Origin of the sequence: Agrobacterium vitis, assembly GCF_014926405.1 — a bacterium.
GTDB classification, from domain to species: Bacteria; Pseudomonadota; Alphaproteobacteria; order Rhizobiales; family Rhizobiaceae; genus Allorhizobium; species Allorhizobium vitis_H.
In genome coordinates, this window is record NZ_JACXXJ020000005.1 from 1,415,637 (window position 1) to 1,435,322 (window position 19,686).

Sequence of the window (19,686 nt, forward strand, 5' to 3'; positions counted from 1 at the left end):
AGGAATACCAAGCGCGATCTTCAACGCCTCCAGAGTTTGTCAGGGAAAAGTGGAACCCGGTTTTTCCGAAAAGACAAACGAAAACAAAAGAATCTGGAGTTCGCCTGGTTCAGTGTGAGCCTGACAGACTCCAGGTATCAGCCCCTCTTCCACCAAAGCGGATCGGTATCGGCGACGACGATATCATGGGCGTCAGCCTGCCCCAGCCAATCGGCCACCGATCTGCCCTCTACCACAAGGTCACTGCCGATATCGCAGAGCGGCTGAAGGACGAAAGCTCGCTGCACCATGCGCGGATGCGGGATCGACAGGTGATCCTCCTCGATATTTTGGTCACCATAGAGCAGAATATCGATATCGAGCGTGCGCGGTCCCCAGCGCTCCCGACGCTCGCGTTTCATCACCCGCTCAAGCTCCAGACAAACCGAAAGCAGCGCGGAGGGCGGCAATGTGGTGCTGACCAGCGCGCAGCTATTGAAGAAATCCGCCTGATCCAGCTTTCCCCAGGGCGGTGTACGATAAAGGCGCGAGACCGCCAACACCGTGCAATCCGGGCGCTCATCCAGGGCTTTCAATGCTGCTGCCATGGCATGCGCGGGATCGCCGATATTGCCACCCAGCCCGAGCGCTGCGATCACTGGGGCGCGCTTATCGATGATGGTCAACGGAAACCTCGACATAATCGAGCATGCCAGTAATCGGCGCGCTCGGCTTGCGCACAGTGATTTTCGCCCGCAGGATCTGTTCGAACCGATCACAGAGCGATTTAGCGATATCCAGCGCCAAAGCCTCGATCAGATAGCGCCGTTTGCCGGTGACGATCTCTTCAATGAGGTTGAAGGCCACGCCATAATCCACCGTTCCGGCCAATTCATCGGTTTCCAGCGCCGAGGAAAACCGCAGCTCCAGTTCGGCATCGATGAAAAACCGCTGCCCCAGAAATTTCTCCTGCTCATGCAGGCCGTGACGGGCGAAAAACCCGCAATTCTTCAGGGTGATTGTATAGGTGTCAGCCATCGATCCGTCCTTCCCGCAGCCGCGCCTGCGCGGCGGGCCCGTCATCGGGGGCCATGGTTAGCATTGCATCCGCCACTGCCAGGGCATCGCGATTTGTCCTTACATCATGTACTCTGAATATGGCAGCCCCCTGTAGTCTTAGCAGAACCGAGCTTGCCGCCGTTGCCGCATCACGCCCCGCGGCGTCGCGCCCGGTCAACGTGCCGAGGAAGCGCTTGCGCGACGTCCCCACCAACAGCGGATAGCCCAGATCGAGCAATTCATTGCAACGCGCCATCAGACCGATATTGGCCCCCACGGTTTCCTTGGCAAAGCCGAAGCCGGGATCGAGCACAATCGTCTCTGCTGCTACATCTGCATTACGGGCGATAGCAAGCGAGCGTTCGAAAAACAGCCGCTGATCGGCAATCGGATCGGCCAGCACGTCGCGGCCCCGGCCGGTATGCATGATGCAGAGTCCTGCCCCGGCTGCGGCAGCCACATCGGCAATCTCCGGCTCGCGCTGCAAACCATACACATCGTTGATGATATGGGCACCGGCCGCCAGCGCCAGCCGCGCGGTCTCGGCCCGATAGGTATCTACCGAGATCAGCGCATCGGTTTCGCGTGCCAGAGATTCGATGACCGGCAGGATGCGGTCCTGCTCCTCAGCGGCGGAGACGGCATCTGCCCCCGGCCTCGTCGATTCGCCACCGATATCGAGGATATCGGCGCCATCCTCGAGACATTGCAGCGCAAAGCGCAGGGCCTCGTCACGGCTGGAATGGGCGCCGCCATCCGAAAACGAATCCGGGGTGACGTTGACGATCGCCATCAGGCGGGCCTGAGACCCGAGCGTCAAGCTGCGGCCATGGGCCAGACGCCATTGCTGAGTTGAGATCTTCACGCGGTTTCCTCATGCCTTGCAGAAAAGACCGTTGCCGAGACGGCGCAGGACGCCATATACAAGGCAACAAGACTGGCCGTAACACTTTATGCCAGCTGCATATTTCCTTAAATCCGGTCGGGTTCGGGGATTTATGCGGCCTTTCCTTGAAACGGCTGAAATTCGCAGTGAAGATCACCTTGAAAAACAAGGGTTGTTCAGAATGGCTGGCACATCAGGTCGATGTCGGCGCTGTATGCCCCAAACCGGGACCAAGTTCAATGTCGTGGATACGTTCAATGGTCAAAAGAAAAGGCACTCTGGTTTGTGCCGCGCTCGTCTCCCGCGTGATCGTCTCCGGCGTGGTACTCGTTGTCATCGGCACGGCAGACATGGCGCAGGCGGAAACCATTGTCCGCAAATCAACCGTCTATTTCCCGATTGGCGGGCGGACAGCGACTGATCTCGACCACGAACTGGAGCGCAAGGGGCCGCACACGGTCAGCACCGGAACCCGCCACCCGGGCGCGACCCGCATCCGTTTTGGCGGCACCATGGACTATGTTCGTCATCGGGGCAGCTGTGCGATTGGCAATATCAAAGTGACGGTATCGATCAAGGTGATTGTGCCACGCTGGAAAAACCGCGGATCGGCCAATCCGCAACTGGGATTGATCTGGGATACGCTATCGGCCGATATTAATCGCCACGAATCCCGCCATGCCGAGATCGCCGTGCAGCACGCCCGCGACCTCGATCAAAAGTTAAAGGCTCTGCCCAGCGCCACCACCTGCGAAGAGCTTCAGGAAGAGGTCTCAGTGCTGACCGATCAGGTCACGCAGGAACACGACGCCGACCAGTTGCGGTTTGACCGCATCGAAGCGGTTAATTTCAACGACCGGATCATGAGGCTGTTGAAATATCGCTATACGAAAACGAAAGCCCATCACGACTGATAGAGCAGAAATCCTCCATGTATTCCTGTGAGAAGTCACGCGTTTCTCACAGGGGAAAACTGGATGAGTGGATTAGCCCTGGCGCTCCGGCACATGCACCACAAGACCGGCCAGCGCCGGGCCGATCTTGATCTGACAGGAAAGCCTGGAATTGGGCCGCACATCAGTGGCGAAATCCAGCATATCCTCTTCCATCGGCGCCGGACCGCCGGTCTTTTCCACCCAGGCCTCATCCACATAGACATGACAGGTGGCGCAGGCGCAGGCGCCGCCGCATTCGGCATCAATACCGGGAACAGAATTGCGCACGGCATTTTCCATCACGGTCGAGCCATCGGCGGCATCAAGGTCAAAGCGGGTGCCATCAAAGGCGACAATGGTCAACTGGGTCATGGGATCTATCCGGGGCTTGAAGAGCACGCCGTGCGCAACAGTCAGCACGTCACGGCGATGAAGACAAAGACGACACTCTGACCGGATGAACAAGGCCGCTGATATCAGCGGCCGGCGCAGCCGTCAGGCGCGCAGTCTTCTGACAAATCCGCAGACCAGTCAACCGGTGCATAGCAACCTGTAAGCCTTGACTGGCGCGGACACATCACGACGGTTCAGATACGGCAAAGCTTCAGAATGAAATGCTCGGCTTCAACCACAGTTGCGGTAATCGCCGCAATCCGGGCTGCATCGGGGCCTTTGCCTTCGACTTCGGCAGCAGCTTCTGCCACCTTGAAGGCACCGACGGCACTGGCCGCACCCTTCAGGCGATGGGCGATGGCAACCGGATCAGCGGACGCGTTGGCGAGACCCTGCAGACAGCTGCGCGCCTGCTTTGCAAACATCTGCAAAACCTCGATTTCCAAGGCCTTATCGCCCATGGTCTGCGTGGCAAGATGGACCAGATCGATCGGTCGTGCCTTGGACGGGCTCAGTCCGGATTGTACTTCTGGAGCTTCGAAAGCGATATTGACGGCAGCCATGACCCTTAAGATCCTTTTTGTTATGATACGGTTCTCATATTCAGGATGGTTGTCAATCGTGGGATTGGGGTTAAATTCGGGCCAGACGGCCGCGGATATTTATCCTTATGGTTAATTTCCGTTAAAGGCCGTCAGATTATGTGTTTTCGCGGCCTGAGATCCTTTAAATTGTGTTAATAAGCTTGATATCTCTTTGGGATAAGCCGTGCCGTTAATTGTAACAGTATCTGGAATGTGTCACTACGGAACGGGTAGAAAGGCAGATTTAGCCTTAGGCTTTGCTGCTAGACCCTGTAGTGCTATGGATGACCATTGCAGGCCAGGGAATTGAGCGCAAATCCGGCGAGATCTGCCGAAATTCAGTCCGGATGGCCGGGAAAACCGGCCAAATGGGTGCGGGGACTGGATGATTAAGGTGTTAGCCGCGTTTGCCGGGCCTTATAAGCAATCCGGTCGGGCAATGCGGCCTGAGTAGGCGTAAGCGAGGCGTACCTATGGCGACCAAAAAGACAAGCGAGTCGATTGACGATAGCGCTTTCCAGGCCCTCGAGGCAGCCCTGAGGATCGACTTCGAGGAAGAAGACGATACGCCAGTGCGTGGCCCCGCGCCTGTAGCGGCGGAGGCAAAAGTGTCCGACACACCGAGACAGACCAGGCCTGCACCACGGACCTCCGCGCCGCAAGCGGATACGACAGCCAATGAAAAAGAGCGGCTGCGGGCCGCGGCCCAGGCAAAAGCTGCCAAGGCTCCAAAGCCTGCTTCCGCTACGACCGCCGATCCTGCGCCTAAGTCCCCTTCCCTTGCCCCTGCCAACGATGCGTCCCGCCGCAGCTCATCCGCCGTGTTGAAATCGCTTGATGCCGGATCGATGGGCGGCGCGTTGCGCAATGCCACCATCGTTTCGATTCTCTGGGGCGCCGGTGGCCTGGCTCTGTCGCAATTGCTCTATGGCTCCCAGATCTGGAGCGGCGGCGCTGCCGCCATTTTCGCCAATCCGGGCATTATCGCCATTCTCGTTGGCACTGTCCTGCCGATCTTCGTGTTCTTTTCCTTTGCCATCATGATGTCGCGGGCGCAGGACATGCGCAACGCCGCCCGCTCCATGGCAGAAGTCGCCTTGCGCCTGTCCGAGCCAGAAACCGTCGCCTCCGAGCGTATCATGTCGGTCGGTCAGGCCGTGCGCCGCGAAGTCTCGGCGATGAACGAGGGCATTGAGCGCACCATCGCGCGCGCCACCGAGCTGGAAACCCTGGTTCATTCCGAGGTGACCGCGCTGGAGCGCAGCTATACCGATAACGAGCTTCGGGTTCGCAGCCTGGTTCAGGAATTGTCCGCAGAACGTGACGCCATCGTCAACCATGCCGATCGCATCCGCTCCTCCATCGTGGGTGCCCATGACCAGTTGAAGGAAGATCTGTCGCTGGCGACAGAAGAAATCGGCATTCGACTGGCGACATCAGGCGAGGCTTTTGCCTCGATGATCGATATGCGCGCCGCAACGATCATGGAGAAATCCAACACCGCCGCCACGACGCTTGGATCGCTGCTGACCGCCAAGACCGACGAAATGGTCCAGACATTGGGTGCCGCCGGTTTCTCGCTGTCGAGCGAATTCGACAACCGTTTGCAGGCCCTCACAGGCTCGATGTCTACTCACGGCGAAGAAATCCTGCGCCAGTTTGAAACCCGCGCCTCGACGCTTGACGCCAATACCGAAAAGCTCAATGCGGCACTCAACGATCGCGCTCGTCAGTTGAACGAAACGCTGGTCGCCCGCACCCGCGAAATTGCCCAGAGCTTCACCCAGGGTGAAGCGTCGATCAGCGGCAGTCTGGATAGCGCGCTGTCTCGCCTCAACGCCTCTCTTGAGGAAAAATCGGTTTCGTTCCGCCAGAGCTTGCAAACCAATGCCGAAGATGCGCTTGTTGATATCGACATCCGCTCCGGCCTGTTTGAAGACCGGATGCAGGCGACGATTGGCCAGATCAACGCCACGTTCGACGACCGGATGACTGAATTCGCCACCGCGTTCGATCAGCGTGCCGGCACGCTCGACAGCAAGTTGAGCGAAAGCCTGCTTCGGATCAACGAGACCATGGCGGGTGGCTCGGAAACCATTGATGGCATCCTGACGACCTCGATCGACCGCCTCGGCAATACGATGACCGACCAGTCTTTCGCGCTGGCCGCAACCCTTGGCGGCAACCAGGAAGCGTTGACCGAAGCCCTTTCCAGCCATTCGCGGGAACTGGCGGACGCCCTCGAGCGGCGCCGCCGCGAACTGGACGAAACGATTTCCAACGCCCAGAGCCGCATCGACCAGATCATGGCCGAACGTGGCACAGCCTTGACCGAAGCCCTCAACACCAGCCAGACCCGTTTTGACGAAACGCTGGGCAGCCGCTCGGAAGCGGTGATCAACCAGCTCACTGGCAGCCATGATCGCATTTCCGACCTGCTGCAAAATGCCTCTTCCGGCATTGTCGAAGCTGTCACCTCGTCCGAAACCCGTCTTGCTAACACGCTGGACCGCAAGGCACAGACGATCATAGAGGCCGCCGATGGTGCCGACGCCCGCATCGAGGCCGCTCTCAGCGACAAGGCCGATGCGATCCGTGCCGCCTATGAAACAAACCATGAGCGGCTGACATCAGTTCTCGATGCCAAGGTCGAGCAACTCGAACAGACGGCCCTTGCCGTCGATAGCCGTGTCGAGGCTGCTTTTGGCAACAAGGCGGATGCGATCCGTGCGGCCTATGAAGAAAGCGAGGCGCGCCTTACCCGTACGCTCGACGGCAAGGTTGACCAGATCACCGATGCAGCGACCGAGGCCGATATGCGCATCGAACTTGCGCTCGGCAACCGCATGGACACAATCCGCGCCGTCTATGAAGACAGCGAAAGCCGTTTGGCCAGCACAATCGATGCAAAGCTTGGCGCTCTGACCGAGACACTCGGTAATGCCGATAACCGCATTGAACAGGCGTTTGGCACCAAGGCCGATCAGGTTCTCTCCGCCTATGAGCAAAGCGAAGCGCGCCTTGCCCGCACACTCGACAGCAAGATTGACCAGATCAGCGACGCAGCCTCCGACGCCGACATGCGCATTGAACTGGCGCTCGGCAACCGTATGGACACGATCCGCGCCGTCTACGAGGAGAGTGAAAGCCGCCTTTCGAACACCATTGATGCCAAGCTTGGTGCCCTGACCGAGACGCTTGGCAATGCAGACGTTCGCATCGAACAGGCGTTCGGCACCAAGGCCGATCAGGTTATCTCCGCCTATGAGCAAAGCGAAGCGCGCCTTGCCCGCACGCTTGACAGCAAGATCGAGCAAATCAGCGACGCTGCCTCCGATGCCGACATGCGCATTGAGCTGGCGCTCGGCAATCGCATGGACACGATCCGCGCCGTCTACGAGGAGAGCGAAACACGCCTTTCCGGCACAATCGATGCCAAGCTCGGCGCTCTGACCGAGACACTCGGAACTGCCGATAGCCGTATTGAGCAAGCCTTCGGCTCCAAGGCTGACCAGCTCCGCGCCGTCTACGAAGAGGGTCAGGCCCGCCTGACACAGACTCTTGACAGCAAAGTCGACCAACTCAGCGATGTGGCGGCAGAAGCCGATATGCGCATCGAGTTTGCACTGGGCAGCAAGGTCGATTCGATCCGCTCTGTCTATGAAGATAGCGAAGCGAGACTGGCTGGAACCATTGACGCCAAACTTGGCCAGTTGATCGAAACCGTCGGTTTTGCCGATAGCCGTGTGCAGCAAGCACTTGGATCCAAAGCCGACCAGATCCGTGAAGCCTATGAGGCAAATCACGGTCGTCTGGCCGAAATGCTCGACAGCCGTATCAATCAGGTCATGGATACCGCCACGGAAGCCGATCTGCGCATGGCGCTCGCCTTCGGCAACAAGGCTGATGATATCAGGGCCGCCTATGAAGAAAACCAGGGCCGTCTTGAACAGTCACTGGAAGCCCATTCCAGCCGTTTGACGGAAACCCTTGGGCAATCCACCGACCGCGTCGAGCAGGTCTTTGGCCGCTCGACCGACCGGGTTGAGCAAGTCTTGGGGTCTGGCGTCTCGCGGATCGAGAGTGACATTACCGGCAGTGTTTCGCGGCTGGAAACCACCTTCGAAGACAATCACAATCGCCTGCGCCAGACGCTGGACGAGCGTGGCAATGCTATCACCAATGCCTTGCAGAATGCCCGGAGCGGATTGGAAGAAACCCTCAACGAACAGGGCATGGCCATCGGCGCCTCGATCGCCGCCAGCGCCGGCATGCTGGAAATGTCGCTGGAAGAGCAGCAGGACAATCTGCGCTCCACCATCGACGCTTCAAGCCGTGATCTTCAGGACAGGCTGCGCGGTTCGGCTGGTGCCATCGCCGGAGAATTCGGTCAGGCTGCCCGCGAAATCAGCCGCACGGCAGAAGAGTTCTCCACACGGGTCGAAGGCTCGCTGGACGGCGTCGCCAACCGGTTGTCCGAAACCGGCACCCGGATCGAGACCAGCCTCGGCAGTCTCGAACAGCGTATTCAGGGCAGCCTCGAAGGCGTCGACCTCAAGGTCAGCAATGCCGGTGACAATGTTGCCGCCAAACTCTCCGAAAAAGTCTCCGATCTGGAGCGCGTCACCACGGATGCAACCCAGCGTATCGAGCAGACACTCGGCGATGCCACGCAGCGTGTTGCCGACACATTTGACAGCCGCACGTCTGTTATCGATGAGCGCCTGTCGACCATGGACCGCGCGCTGAATATCGGCTTGCAGAATGTGAACAACACCATCGAGGGCAAGGCTGCGGGTCTCGCCTCATCATTGCGCGAAGCCGTTATCGGTGCCACCCGTGAGATTGACAGCGAGGCGCAGAAATCCGCCGAATTGCTGGGCCGGACAGGCCAGGAATTCTCCGAGACCATGAATGCCCGCAATGAGGAATTCACCCGTTCGGTTCGCGAACAGGCGGAAGACCTGACACGCCGGATCTCCGACACCCAGAACCGGCTTGCCGGTCAGGGCGCACAGATTGCCCAAAGCTTCTCGGATGCTGGCGATGCCATCGTCAGCAAGGTTTCGGCAGCCGAAGCCACCATCACTGCCAAGGCAGGCGCTATCGCCGGGACGTTGACCGATGCCGAAAAGGCCTTGGAAGAGCGCGCCACGGCAATCCGCGCGGCGCTGTCGGCAACAACCGGCGATATGACCGACGCTCTCGACAGTGTTGATAAGGCGCTGGACGCTCGTGGCAATGCCATTCGCACCACGTTGGACGAGCGCACCCGCGAGCTGAATTCGATGCTGTCCGGCCGCACATCGGAATTGGCGCGCCTGATCGAGGAAAAAGCCAAGCCGACCGTCGAGCAATACGCCCAGGTTGGCCGCGATGCCGTCGAACGGATCGCCCAGGCTGCCGACCAGAGTGCGCACAGCTTGCGCCAGGAAAATGCCAAGCTGGCCGATGCTCTGGCAGCCCGTGCCGCCGAAGCCGCTCGCCAGATGAATGCTGCGGAAAACAGCCTGACATCCAGCGCTGGCGAGATGATCGACCGCATCAGCGAAACCAACCAGACGCTGCACGCCGTCGTCGAACAGGCCGCCCAGTCCATGGCCAATGCCGACCGCCAGTTTGGCGCAACGACTGACCGCCTGGCCGCGACCACCCACAAGGCCGCCGATGTCTTGGCGACGTCTGGCCGGTTGCTGGAAAGCAATCTGGAGCGGCTGTCGAATGTCTCCAACCAGGCCCTATCTCAGGTGACGGGCATTGTCGGCCGGTTCGGCGATCATGCGAAAGTGCTTGGTCAGGCGTCCGAATTGCTCGGCGCGGCGCAGTCCAACCTTGCAGGCACGCTCGAGGAGCGTCAGCAGGCTCTGCGCGACCTTTCCATCGGCATCGTCAAGCGGTCGGAAGAGATCGAGAATACCATGAAGTCGCTGGCCGGCATGGTCGATGGCGCCTTCAGCCAGGCTGAGCAGCGCTCCAGCCAGGTAGCCGGAAACCTGCGTCAGGGGATTGAGACATCCTTTGCGGATATCGGCCAGATCCTCGGAGAAACCGAACAGAAAGCCAAGTCCGCCGCGGGCTCCATGCGCGACTCACTGCTTTCGGCTGGTGAAGATGCCACCCGCGCCATTGAGCGCACCTTGGGTGACGCAGAAAAGCGCTCCAGCGAGTTGGCAAACCGCCTGCGCGGTGGCCTGTCTTCATCGCTCGCCGATGTCGACCGTATTCTGGCAGAGGCCGGCCAGAAATCCGATGGCACCGCCAACCAGATGCGCGAAGCCGTGCGGTCGGCTGTCGAGGATGCCCTTGGCCGCTTCTCCGGCGCCACCGACGAGATCCGTCGTTCGGCCCAGGAAATCCGCCAGGAACTTGACCTGACCCGTACCGAACTGAAGCGCGGCGCCTTCGACCTGCCGGAAGAAGCCAAGGAAAGCGCCGGCGCCATGCGTCGTGCTGTTGCCGAGCAGATCAAGGCCTTGCAGGATATTTCACAACTGGTGGGTCGTAGCGCCCAGCAGCTGGAAATTTCCACGCCAGCGCCTCGCGCTGCCGCGCCTGCCCCTGCTGCTGTTCAGCCGCAACCGGCTCGCCCAGCACCGACTGTTCAGGCCCAGGCTCCAGCCCCACAGCCCGCACCAGCTCCTGTCCCTGCCCGTCCGGCAATTTCGGCCGCGCCAGCCCCTCAGCAAACCCCACGCCCTGCCGTCAGCCCTCTTGGCCTGCGTGGCAGCCTGCAAAGCGAACAGCCAGCATCGGCTGCGGGCGAAGGCTCCGGCGGCTGGATCAGCGACCTATTGCGCGGCGCTTCGCGTGAGGAACAGACGATCACCTCGCCTGCCCGCGCCACTCGCCCAGCTGGGGAAGCTCCGCGCAGCAATGACAGCCGCAACCCGCGCCATATGGTCGAATCGCTGAATTCACTTTCGGTCGATATTGCCCGGGCCATCGATCACGATGCCTCGGTCGATCTGTGGCGCCGCTACCAGCGCGGCGAGCGCGACGTCTTCACCCGTCGCCTCTACACGCTGAAGGGCCAGCAGACCTTTGATGAAATCAAGCGTAAATACGACCGCGAACCGGAATTCCGCACTGCCGTCGACCGCTATATCGCCGATTTCGAAAAGCTGCTGTCCGACGTGGCCCGTACCGACCGCGACAAGTCGATCACCCAGTCCTACCTGACGTCCGACACCGGCAAGGTTTATACCATGCTCGCGCATGCGGCAGGCCGGTTTAGCTGAGAGCGATTGAATGCCTGAATATGAACAAAACCCCGGGGGCAACTCCGGGGTTTTGTATTTGTAACGCTCAAATAATTTAGCGGCAGGCTCGAATGTCATCCCTGCCGAACGATAGCGCCAATGACATTGACGACAAGACGTGCTGCGGTCAAAGCGGAGAGGTTATCAATGTCAGCGGGAGGATAGAGTTCGACAAGATCGAACCCGGCAATTCTGCCCCGCTTGCTGATCCCCCCGATCAGGTCGATGACCTGGGTATAGGTAAGACCGCCAGGCGTTCGAGCCGCCACACCCTGTGTTCCGGCGTGCAAAATTGACCCCATTAGCGGGGTAATCGGCGTCCAATTTTGACCCCCTTCGGATTTATCTGACCATCCGTCTTTTGACGGCGGATGGAGAGGGAGTTGAAGCGAGTGGATACGATTGCGCGCGTCCGGCGGGCCTTTCATGTTCAAGGTTGGTCGATGAAGAAGATCGCCCGTGAACTGCATGTTTCCCGCAACACGGTCCGCAAGATATTGCGCAGCGACGAGACCGACTTCTCCTACGAGCGCGAGCGGCAGCCTTTGCCAAAGACGGGGGCCTGGCAGGCGGAGATCGAGCGGTTTCTTGCGACGAACGAAGGCAGGCCATCGCGCGAACGGCTAACGCTGATCCGGATTTACGAGGAGCTTCGAGCGCTCGGATATGACGGCAGCTATGATGCGATCCGCCGTTACGCCAAGGGTTGGGCGAAGAACCGGGGATCAGCGACGGCGCAGGCCTATGTGCCGCTCTACTATGCACCCGGCGAAGCCTACCAGTTCGACTGGAGCCACGAGATCGTGCTGATCAACGGCACGACGACGACCGTGAAGGTTGCTCATGTCCGGCTCTGCCACAGCCGCATGATGTTTGCACGTGCCTATATGCGCGAGAGCCAGGAGATGGTGTTTGACGCCCACGACAAGGCGTTTGCCTTCTTCCGTGGTACCTGCACGCGTGGCATCTACGATAACATGAAGACGGCGGTGGAGGCGGTGTTCGTGGGCAAGGAGCGGCTATACAATCGCCGCTTTCTGCAGATGTGCAGCCACTACCTTGTTCAGCCTGTCGCCTGCACCCCGGCGTCTGGTTGGGAGAAGGGCCAGGTCGAGAACCAGGTTGGCCTGGTGCGCGAACGCTTCTTCACGCCGCGCCTGAGGGTTAAGAGCCTTGAGGAATTGAACGTTTGGCTGCTCGACAAATGCGTCGCCTATGCCAAAGCGCATAACCATCCGGAACAGGCCGACCAGACGATCTGGCAGATGTTCGAAGCCGAACGCAGCAGCCTCGTCCCCTATGTCGGTCCGTTCGACGGCTTTCACTGCGTTCCGGCCTCGGTCTCGAAGACCTGCACGGTCCGTTTCGACAATAACAAATACTCGGTCCTCTCAACGGCTGTCGGCCGCCCGGTCGAAGTCCACGCCTATGCCGACCGGATTGTGGTCAAGCAGGATGGCACGGTCATCGCCGAACATCGGCGCAGCTTCGGCCGCGGCGAGACGGTCTATGATCCCTGGCATTATGTGCCTGTCCTGGCCCGTAAACCCGGCGCTCTTCGCAATGGCGCGCCGTTCCGCGACTGGGTAATGCCGGCGGCGATGGAGAAGGTCCGCAAGCGATTGAAGACAGTCGATGACGGCGATCGGCAAATGGTCACCATTCTCGGATGCGTACCGGGCGACGGTATCACGACCGTTGAGGCCGCCTGCCAGGAGGCGCTTGATCAGGGCGTCTGCTCGGCTGCCGTCATCCTCAACATACTGGCGCGGCGTCGTGATCCTGCTCCGGCTGCGCCCCTGCAAATCCCCGATGCACTGCGGCTGACCCATGAGCCGGTCGCCGATTGCGCTCGCTATGACAGCCTCAGGAGGGCAAGCTGATGGAACGCACACAGGTTCTGGAATTGATGAGCACCTTGAAGCTCTACGGCATGCGCAGCGCCTATGACGAGGTCATGGGCAACGGCATCAAGCGCCAGCATGAGCCGCCGCGTATCGTTGGCGATCTTCTGCAGTCCGAGATCGCCGAGAAGCAGGCCCGCTCCATCCGCTACCAGCTCAGCATCGCCAAGCTGCCGCTCGCCAAGGATATCGACGACTTCGACTTCACCAACACGCCCGTCAATGAAGGCCTTGTCCGCGACCTGGCCACCGGAGCCTTTGTTGCCGATCAGCGCAATGTTGTTCTCGTCGGAGGCACGGGCACCGGCAAGAGCCACCTGGCCATCGCGATCGCCCGCGCGCTCATCCGCAACGGCACACGCGGGCGCTTCTACAATGTCGTCGACTTGGTCAATCGGCTGGAGACGGAGACGCGCAGCGGCAAGCAGGGCCGGACGGCGGACTATCTCAACCGCCTCGACTTCATCATCCTCGACGAACTCGGATACCTGCCATTCGCCCAGGCCGGCGGCCAGCTTCTGTTCCACCTGATCAGCAGGCTCTACGAGCGCACATCCATCATAGTCACCACCAACCTGGCATTCGGCGAATGGCCAACCGTCTTCGGCGACGCCAAGATGACCACCGCGCTCCTCGACAGGCTCACCCATCACTGCGAGATCGTCGAAACCGGCAACGAGTCCTGGCGCTTCAAAAACCGCTCTCAAAGCTAAAGCCGAAGAGCCCCATCACCCGCACCTGTTTCGCCCTCTGCAACCCCGGCCAGCGCCGGGCGATCCAGGTGCTGATCGTCAACACGGGGGTCAACATTGGACGCCGATATGGGGTCAACTTTCCGCGCCGATTGACAACGATTTCGGGTTTACGCCCGCCGGAAAGCCATTCGGGAAAGCCAAGAAATGAAGGTCCATTGCTCATTTACTAGATCCTGGTTCAATGCCCTAAGGAGCAGCCGTCGCGAGGATTTGCAGCATTGCCACGAAATGGCTTGTTCGAATGCCTTTGGGATTTTGTGTAGCGTCGACAATCTGCACGACGACCAAACGTTTTTGAGGGATAATTGCTATAGCCTGACCGCCATAGCCGGATGCCAGCGCCGCTCCTTCGCCGAATACGGCAGGGTTCAATGTCCACCAGAGATAGCCATAGCCCATGCTTCCCCGGTCGGTTTGGGAGTAAGGCTTTGTGGAATCCTTCACCCATGATCCGGGAATCACCTGCCTGCCGTTCCATCTTCCGCCATCCAGATAAAGCTGACCAAAACGAGCGGCATCCCTGGCGCTGAGACTGATCGGGAAAGCAGGATGCTCCGATTGAGCAACCTTTACATAGTGGCCGTCACGCGTCGAGAAATCCTCCATGCCGAGCGGCGCAGCGATGCGCTGCGCAAAGCTGTGGAAAATATCCTCGCCCGTCTGCTGGCGATAGATCGTGCCGAGGGCATTGAAATCCCAGTTGTTGTACCACCAGAACGAGCCCGGCGCATGGCTTCCACGCTCTGGCCGTTTGCGCCGCATCTCGTCGGTTTCGGAGGCTGCCGGATGATAAATTCCTGATCTCGCCATCAGCAAGTCACGGATAGTTGCTTGTTTTTCTGCCGCGGTAAGGGCGGGAGGCTTGTCATCAATCTTCAGATTTTCAAGCGTGTTCTCAAGATTTATGCGGCCCTCGGATATCGCAATTCCGTAAAGCGCACTCAACAAGCTCTTGCGGATCGACGCCACGTTCACTTTGCGCGAAACGTCACCCCAACGCGCAATAGCCTTTCCATCCTGAACCACCATAACGGCTGTCGGTTTCAACCGAGTGGAATAATCTTGAGCGGCTTTCAGCCTGTCGACCTTCCATCCAGCTAACGCCGGATCAATATTCTGCCAAGGCTGCGCATGGGCACGTTCCAGGGAGAGCGCCATTAACAGACACAGGAAGACTTTGAAAAGTAACCGTTTGAGCATCCAGATCAGCTTTCGCACTCATCGCGGAAATTCTATACGTATTTTGCTTTCAATGCTTGAGTGCAGATTTCTATCTTTTCCGCCGTCCAAAAGCAAAACCCGCCTTGCGGGCGGGTTTTGTCTGCATTGTCTTGATGATCTGACGACCTCAAACGAGCCGGCTTTGCTCCAAAGCCGCTTCTACAAAGCTCTTGAACAATGGATGCGGGTCCAGCGGGCGGGACTTGAGTTCCGGGTGATACTGCACGCCGACGAACCATGGGTGATCGGGATATTCCACCGTCTCCGGCAGAAGACCGTCAGGCGACATGCCTGCAAAGACCAGACCGCAGTCTTCCAGCCGTTGCTTGTAATCCACATTCACTTCGTAGCGATGGCGGTGACGCTCGGAAATCTCGGTAGAGCCATAAATGTCGGCAATCCGCGAATCTTTCTTCAGCGCAGCCTTATAGGCTCCGAGACGCATGGTACCGCCAAGATTACCCGCAGCAGAACGCTTCTCAAGCTCATTGCCCTTCATCCATTCGGTCATCAGGCCGACGACCGGCTCTGATGTCTGACCAAATTCAGTCGAGGAGGCCTGTTCGATGCCTGCCAGGTGACGGGCTGCTTCCACCACGGCCATCTGCATACCAAAGCAGATGCCGAAGTAAGGAACCTTACGCTCACGCGCAAACTGCGCGGCCAGAATCTTGCCTTCCGAACCGCGCTCACCAAAGCCACCGGGTACCAGAATACCGTGAACTTTTTCGAGGTAAGGAGCCGGGTCTTCCTTCTCGAATACCTCGGATTCGATCCACTCAAGCTTGACCTTCACGCGGTTGGCAATACCGCCATGGTGAAGCGCTTCGATCAGCGACTTATAAGCATCCTTCAGGCCGGTATATTTGCCGACGATGGCAATGGTAACCTCGCCTTCCGGGGTGCGGATGCGGTTGGAAACCTCTTCCCAGGCATCGAGGCGTGGCTTGGGAGCCGGTTCGATGCCAAAGGCGGCCAGGACTTCATTGTCCAGACCTTCCTTGTGGTAGGCCATGGGTACGTCATAGATATTGGCAACATCCAGCGCCTGAATAACCGCCGACGGGCGGACATTGCAAAACAGCGACAGCTTGCGACGTTCCGGCTCAGGAATCTCGCGATCCGCACGCACCAGCAGAATATCAGGATGAATGCCAAGGGCCTGCAATTCCTTGACGGAATGCTGGGTCGGCTTGGTCTTCAACTCGCCAGCCGCTGGAATGTAAGGCATCAGCGTCAAATGCACATAGATCGCATTGCCGCGTGGCAGCTCGTTGCCCAGCTGACGAATGGCTTCCACGAAAGGCATAGCCTCGATGTCGCCCACTGTGCCGCCGATTTCGCAGATCACGAAATCATAATCGCTATTGCCCTCAACGATGAAGTCCTTGATCTCGTTGGTGACATGCGGAATGACCTGAACCGTTGCGCCGAGATAATCGCCGCGACGTTCCTTGTCGATAATGTTCTTGTAGATCCGTCCGGTGGTGATGTTATCGGTCTTGGTCGCCGAGCGCCCCGTAAAGCGTTCGTAATGGCCAAGATCAAGGTCGGTCTCTGCGCCGTCGTCGGTGACGAAGACTTCACCGTGCTGAGTCGGGCTCATGGTGCCCGGGTCAACGTTGAGATAGGGGTCCAGTTTGCGCAGCCGCACACGATAACCACGTGCCTGCAACAAAGCCCCGAGTGCCGCAGCCGCTATTCCCTTACCAAGAGAGGAAACCACGCCGCCAGTGATGAATACATATCGCGCCATGGGATTCACCGGATACCGTTTCGATTCTGATTCCGCCAGCGTTATTTTTCATGCCGACGACAATACACACAAAGAAAAACCGGCGGACTGTTTAAGCCCGCCGGAGCGAAGACGAACGAGACCGATCAGTTGCCGGTCGGAACAGCGCCGGGCTGGGCCGGTGCGGGCGTTGTCGCAGCGCCATTAGCAGGAGCCGGAGCGGTCGCCGGTGCGCCAGGCAGCTGGTCAAGAATATTGCCGGATGGTGCCTGCTGGCCAGCCGGAATACGATTGAGAATATCGGTCGGCTTTGCCTCGAAACGCGAGAGAATGCCAAGTCCGAGCGAGGTGATGAAAAACAGCGTCGCCAGGATAGCCGTTGTCCGGGTCAGGGCATTGGCCGCGCCGCGTGCCGACATGAAGCCTGAGCCGCCGCCGATCCCAAGCCCGCCGCCTTCGGACCGCTGGATCAGCACGACGCCGACAAGCGAAATCACGATTATGAGGTGAATGACGATCAGTACGGTCTGCATGGACGATCCATCCTGCCCACGTAGGGCCAAGTCAAAACAACATTCGGCGGCTCTCTACACGAGGAGCCGCCGCAAAGAAAGCCCTTTTCAACAAAGATCAGGCTGTCAAATCCGAATAGACACCGTATATGGCAAGGAAATCAGCGGCTTTCAAGCTTGCGCCACCAATCAGCGCACCATCCACATTGGCGACGCCCATCAGTTCCCTGGCATTCGACGGCTTGACGGAGCCGCCATAAAGGATTCGCATTTTAGCCCCCTCATTGCCCAGCCGGCGTGTCAGCTCGGCCCGCATGAAAGCGTGGGCCTCGGTCACGTCTGCGACAGTCGGCGTCACGCCGGTGCCGATCGCCCAGACGGGCTCATAGGCAATGACCGTATCTTCGGCGAGCGCTTCGTCCGGCACGGAACCGGAGAGCTGACGCTTGAGAATATCCAGCGTCTGCCCTGCTTTGCGCTGATCGGCTGTCTCGCCGATGCAGATGATGGCCGTCAGTCCCGCCGCATGGGCCGCAACCGCTTTGGCGCGCACCAGATGGTCGGTTTCCGCGTGATCGGTACGGCGTTCGGAATGACCGACAATCACATGGGTTCCGAAGCAATCGGCGACCATTTCCGCCGAAATATCGCCGGTATGGGCGCCAGATGCATTTTGATGGCAATCCTGCGCGCCGATCAGCAGCGGGCTGTCGTCGCAGAGCGCGGTTGCCACGTAAAGCAGGGTGGCCGGCGGGCAAATCAGACTGTCCACGGTCTCGCTGAGCGGCCCTTTCACGCCTTCGGCCATCGCCTTGATCTGATCCAGCGCGTCGCGGGTTCCGTTCATCTTCCAATTGCCCGCAACAAGCGGACGTACATCTGGTGTCATATTGATCCAACCCACCCTTATTCCATGTTCCTGTTCAGCTGGAGGTCGCTTTTTTGCGCCTCAACCGACACCCGGGAAACCATAAACAATACTCTTCCACATCTAGACACCCTATAAAAGGACGTGGCGGCAAAAAAGGCAAGTTGCAATGCAGCATGCCGTTAATTCATGCAGAGTACACTTTAACCCTGTAATTATAGGGGTAACTACAGAAAGAGATTCGGGGCCGCTGGCGGATCGGAATCGGTATTGGCAAGACTTTTAAATTGTTCCGATGTTTCTCGATAACGGCGCTTCTCCAAAGCACCGATTCGGCGTATGCGGAAAGCTTGTTTCCCCTTAGTCAACCGGAGAGCCGCAATGGCCACCGTATCTCTTGAAGCTATCGACCGGCAAATCGCCCGAGGCTTCAAGGCGTTGCGGTTCAGCCCCGCCGTAGAAGCGGAATTTCTTCAGGAATATGTCGCCAATCGAGTCAAGCTGACACCATTCTGGGCGGTAATCGGCACACTTATTTACGACGCCGTTTTCATCGGCGACGCGACGATGATGGCCGATGTGTTCGACAAACTGCTGATCGTACGCTTCGGAATATTCACGCCTTTCGCAATTATCAGCGTGCTTGCCGTCAGGCGCTGGCGCACGGCCCTTAATTACGAACTTCTGTCGCTGGGAATAGGCACGCTCAGTATTCTCCTGCCGATGTCGGTCACAATCTACAGCCAAAGCCCATACATGTTCGTCTATCAGAACGGCAATGTGGCTGCTTTCCTGTTTTTCGTCATTGCGCTGCGGCCACGGTTTCATATCGTGGTGATTGGCCTGACGCTGATGTGCGGCGTGCTGTTGAAAACCGCAAAACTGAACGGCTCATTCGACGATATCACTTATAGCGGGTTGGTCAGTTTCTACATCACGATCGCGATTTTCCTGGCGCTAGGTGCCTATTTTCTCGAACACACTGATCGAATGAATTTTCTCAACAGGCTGCGTGCTGGCCTACTGCAAAAGCAGTTGGAGCATAACGCCGCCCGTGATGAGCTGAGCGGCCTGCTGAACCGTCGCTCGCTGGTACAGGTCGCGACCGACTTGTGGAAAGGCAGATCACCGGCAACACATGTTTGCGCCATCATGCTCGATATCGATGATTTCAAACTTTACAACGATGTCCACGGCCATCTGGAAGGGGATGAGTGTCTGCGCACCGTCAGCCAATGCATTCGCGACAATGCCGGTGAGAAAGGCTTCGCCTTCCGCTACGGCGGCGAGGAAATGCTCGTTTTGCTACCGAATGCGGATGTCGATGCCGCCTGTGCAATAGCAGAAGCCATCCGCCGGGCAATCGAGTGCATGAACATCCCGCACTTGGGCAAAGGCAGGGGCCAGGTGACAACGGCCAGTCTGGGCGTAGCGGAGGGCCCTACGGCAACGGTTTCGTTGGAAGACCTGCTGAACCGCGCCGACGCGGCCCTTTACGAGGCAAAGCGCAGCGGGCGCAACCGCGTTTGCGTGAGCGGGTCAAAACAGCTCGATCTGGAATTTGCCAGGGAAAATTAAAACCCTGCCTTCTCCAAA

At 58.8% G+C, this 19,686-nt stretch carries 14 protein-coding genes and 2 pseudogenes; 5 read left to right on the forward strand and 11 right to left on the reverse strand.

Annotation, left to right across the window (positions count from 1 at the left end; all coding sequences use genetic code 11):
• Window positions 1-137: 137 nt before the first annotated feature.
• From folK to folP, 3 genes are read right to left on the reverse strand one after another with little or no spacing between them, the layout of a single operon-like run.
• Window positions 138-656 (reverse strand): 2-amino-4-hydroxy-6-hydroxymethyldihydropteridine diphosphokinase, encoded by a 519-nt coding sequence (gene folK, locus IEI95_RS17735; protein ID WP_273545187.1) that lies wholly within the window; start codon window positions 654-656, stop codon window positions 138-140.
• Window positions 649-1,017 carry a dihydroneopterin aldolase gene (gene folB / locus IEI95_RS17740; protein WP_070164703.1) on the reverse strand — a complete coding sequence of 123 codons (369 nt, stop codon included), beginning with the start codon at window positions 1,015-1,017 and terminating at the stop codon, window positions 649-651. Before folB ends, folK begins: the two co-directional genes overlap by 8 nt.
• A complete protein-coding gene (gene folP / locus IEI95_RS17745; protein WP_194416840.1) occupies window positions 1,010-1,903 on the reverse strand; it encodes a dihydropteroate synthase in 894 nt (297 codons plus the stop codon). Before folP ends, folB begins: the two co-directional genes overlap by 8 nt.
• Window positions 1,904-2,181: 278 nt before the next feature.
• On the opposite strand from folP, the gene IEI95_RS17750 reads away from it, so the two are divergent.
• Window positions 2,182-2,838 (forward strand): DUF922 domain-containing Zn-dependent protease, encoded by a 657-nt coding sequence (locus IEI95_RS17750; protein WP_234635685.1) that lies wholly within the window; start codon window positions 2,182-2,184, stop codon window positions 2,836-2,838.
• Window positions 2,839-2,910: 72 nt separating this feature from the next.
• Here the strand turns inward: IEI95_RS17750 and IEI95_RS17755 are convergent, their stop codons facing one another.
• Together IEI95_RS17755 and IEI95_RS17760 are read right to left on the reverse strand one after the other, a co-directional pair.
• Window positions 2,911-3,231, reverse strand: a complete 321-nt coding sequence (locus IEI95_RS17755; protein WP_070150787.1) for a 2Fe-2S iron-sulfur cluster-binding protein — start codon at window positions 3,229-3,231, stop codon at window positions 2,911-2,913.
• Between the two features lie 215 nt (window positions 3,232-3,446).
• On the reverse strand, window positions 3,447-3,815 hold the full coding sequence (locus IEI95_RS17760; RefSeq protein WP_015916025.1) for an Hpt domain-containing protein: 369 nt from the start codon (window positions 3,813-3,815) through the stop codon (window positions 3,447-3,449).
• Between the two features lie 494 nt (window positions 3,816-4,309).
• Here IEI95_RS17760 and IEI95_RS17765 point away from each other — a divergent pair, with 494 nt between their 5' ends.
• Window positions 4,310-11,074, forward strand: coding sequence for an apolipoprotein A-IV repeat region-like domain-containing protein (locus IEI95_RS17765; protein ID WP_156536042.1), 6,765 nt, complete (start codon window positions 4,310-4,312; stop codon window positions 11,072-11,074).
• Between the two features lie 95 nt (window positions 11,075-11,169).
• Here IEI95_RS17765 and IEI95_RS17770 read toward each other — a convergent pair.
• A pseudogene (locus IEI95_RS17770) lies at window positions 11,170-11,367 on the reverse strand (arginase family protein); the annotation flags it as partial.
• A gap of 111 nt (window positions 11,368-11,478) precedes the next feature.
• Between IEI95_RS17770 and istA the strand changes: the two are divergent.
• Window positions 11,479-13,045, forward strand: a pseudogene (gene istA, locus IEI95_RS17775) (IS21 family transposase).
• Window positions 12,978-13,712, forward strand: coding sequence for an IS21-like element helper ATPase IstB (gene istB / locus IEI95_RS17780; RefSeq protein ID WP_156543945.1), 735 nt, complete (start codon window positions 12,978-12,980; stop codon window positions 13,710-13,712). The pseudogene istA and the gene istB overlap by 68 nt, the downstream one beginning before the upstream one ends.
• Here the strand turns inward: istB and IEI95_RS17785 are convergent.
• The 5 genes from IEI95_RS17785 to tpiA all read right to left on the reverse strand — a co-directional run bounded on the left by IEI95_RS17785 (window position 13,690) and on the right by tpiA (window position 18,111).
• The gene (locus IEI95_RS17785) at window positions 13,690-13,917 is read right to left on the reverse strand and encodes a hypothetical protein (protein ID WP_194416841.1); all 228 of its coding nucleotides are present in this window, start codon (window positions 13,915-13,917) and stop codon (window positions 13,690-13,692) included. The genes istB and IEI95_RS17785 overlap by 23 nt on opposite strands.
• A 23-nt stretch (window positions 13,918-13,940) precedes the next feature.
• Entirely contained in the window at window positions 13,941-14,972 is a 1,032-nt protein-coding gene (locus IEI95_RS17790) for a serine hydrolase domain-containing protein (RefSeq protein ID WP_234934230.1), read from the reverse strand.
• 130 nt (window positions 14,973-15,102) lie between these two features.
• Window positions 15,103-16,740 carry a CTP synthase gene (gene pyrG, locus IEI95_RS17795; protein WP_081363374.1) on the reverse strand — a complete coding sequence of 546 codons (1,638 nt, stop codon included), beginning with the start codon at window positions 16,738-16,740 and terminating at the stop codon, window positions 15,103-15,105.
• A 116-nt stretch (window positions 16,741-16,856) separates the two neighbouring features.
• Window positions 16,857-17,243 (reverse strand): preprotein translocase subunit SecG, encoded by a 387-nt coding sequence (secG, locus tag IEI95_RS17800; protein ID WP_015916020.1) that lies wholly within the window; start codon window positions 17,241-17,243, stop codon window positions 16,857-16,859.
• A gap of 97 nt (window positions 17,244-17,340) precedes the next feature.
• Window positions 17,341-18,111, reverse strand: a complete 771-nt coding sequence (gene tpiA / locus IEI95_RS17805) for a triose-phosphate isomerase (RefSeq protein ID WP_070151074.1) — start codon at window positions 18,109-18,111, stop codon at window positions 17,341-17,343.
• 360 nt (window positions 18,112-18,471) lie between these two features.
• Between tpiA and IEI95_RS17810 the strand changes: the two genes are divergently transcribed.
• On the forward strand, window positions 18,472-19,668 hold the full coding sequence (locus IEI95_RS17810; protein WP_156538067.1) for a GGDEF domain-containing protein: 1,197 nt from the start codon (window positions 18,472-18,474) through the stop codon (window positions 19,666-19,668).
• The last annotated feature ends 18 nt before the right edge of the window (window positions 19,669-19,686 follow it).

What these genes read in the sequence shown, in the direction of transcription:
- secG (WP_015916020.1), bottom strand. Translation starts at nt 17,243, where the DNA reads ATGCAGACCGTACTGATCGTCATTCACCTCATAATCGTGATTTCGCTT.
- IEI95_RS17760 (WP_015916025.1), bottom strand. Translation starts at nt 3,815, where the DNA reads ATGGCTGCCGTCAATATCGCTTTCGAAGCTCCAGAAGTACAATCCGGA.
- istB (WP_156543945.1), top strand. Translation starts at nt 12,978, where the DNA reads ATGGAACGCACACAGGTTCTGGAATTGATGAGCACCTTGAAGCTCTAC.
- IEI95_RS17750 (WP_234635685.1), top strand. Translation starts at nt 2,182, where the DNA reads ATGGTCAAAAGAAAAGGCACTCTGGTTTGTGCCGCGCTCGTCTCCCGC.
- IEI95_RS17785 (WP_194416841.1), bottom strand. Translation starts at nt 13,917, where the DNA reads ATGAGCAATGGACCTTCATTTCTTGGCTTTCCCGAATGGCTTTCCGGC.
- IEI95_RS17755 (WP_070150787.1), bottom strand. Translation starts at nt 3,231, where the DNA reads ATGACCCAGTTGACCATTGTCGCCTTTGATGGCACCCGCTTTGACCTT.
- IEI95_RS17810 (WP_156538067.1), top strand. Translation starts at nt 18,472, where the DNA reads ATGGCCACCGTATCTCTTGAAGCTATCGACCGGCAAATCGCCCGAGGC.
- IEI95_RS17765 (WP_156536042.1), top strand. Translation starts at nt 4,310, where the DNA reads ATGGCGACCAAAAAGACAAGCGAGTCGATTGACGATAGCGCTTTCCAG.
- tpiA (WP_070151074.1), bottom strand. Translation starts at nt 18,111, where the DNA reads ATGACACCAGATGTACGTCCGCTTGTTGCGGGCAATTGGAAGATGAAC.
- folB (WP_070164703.1), bottom strand. Translation starts at nt 1,017, where the DNA reads ATGGCTGACACCTATACAATCACCCTGAAGAATTGCGGGTTTTTCGCC.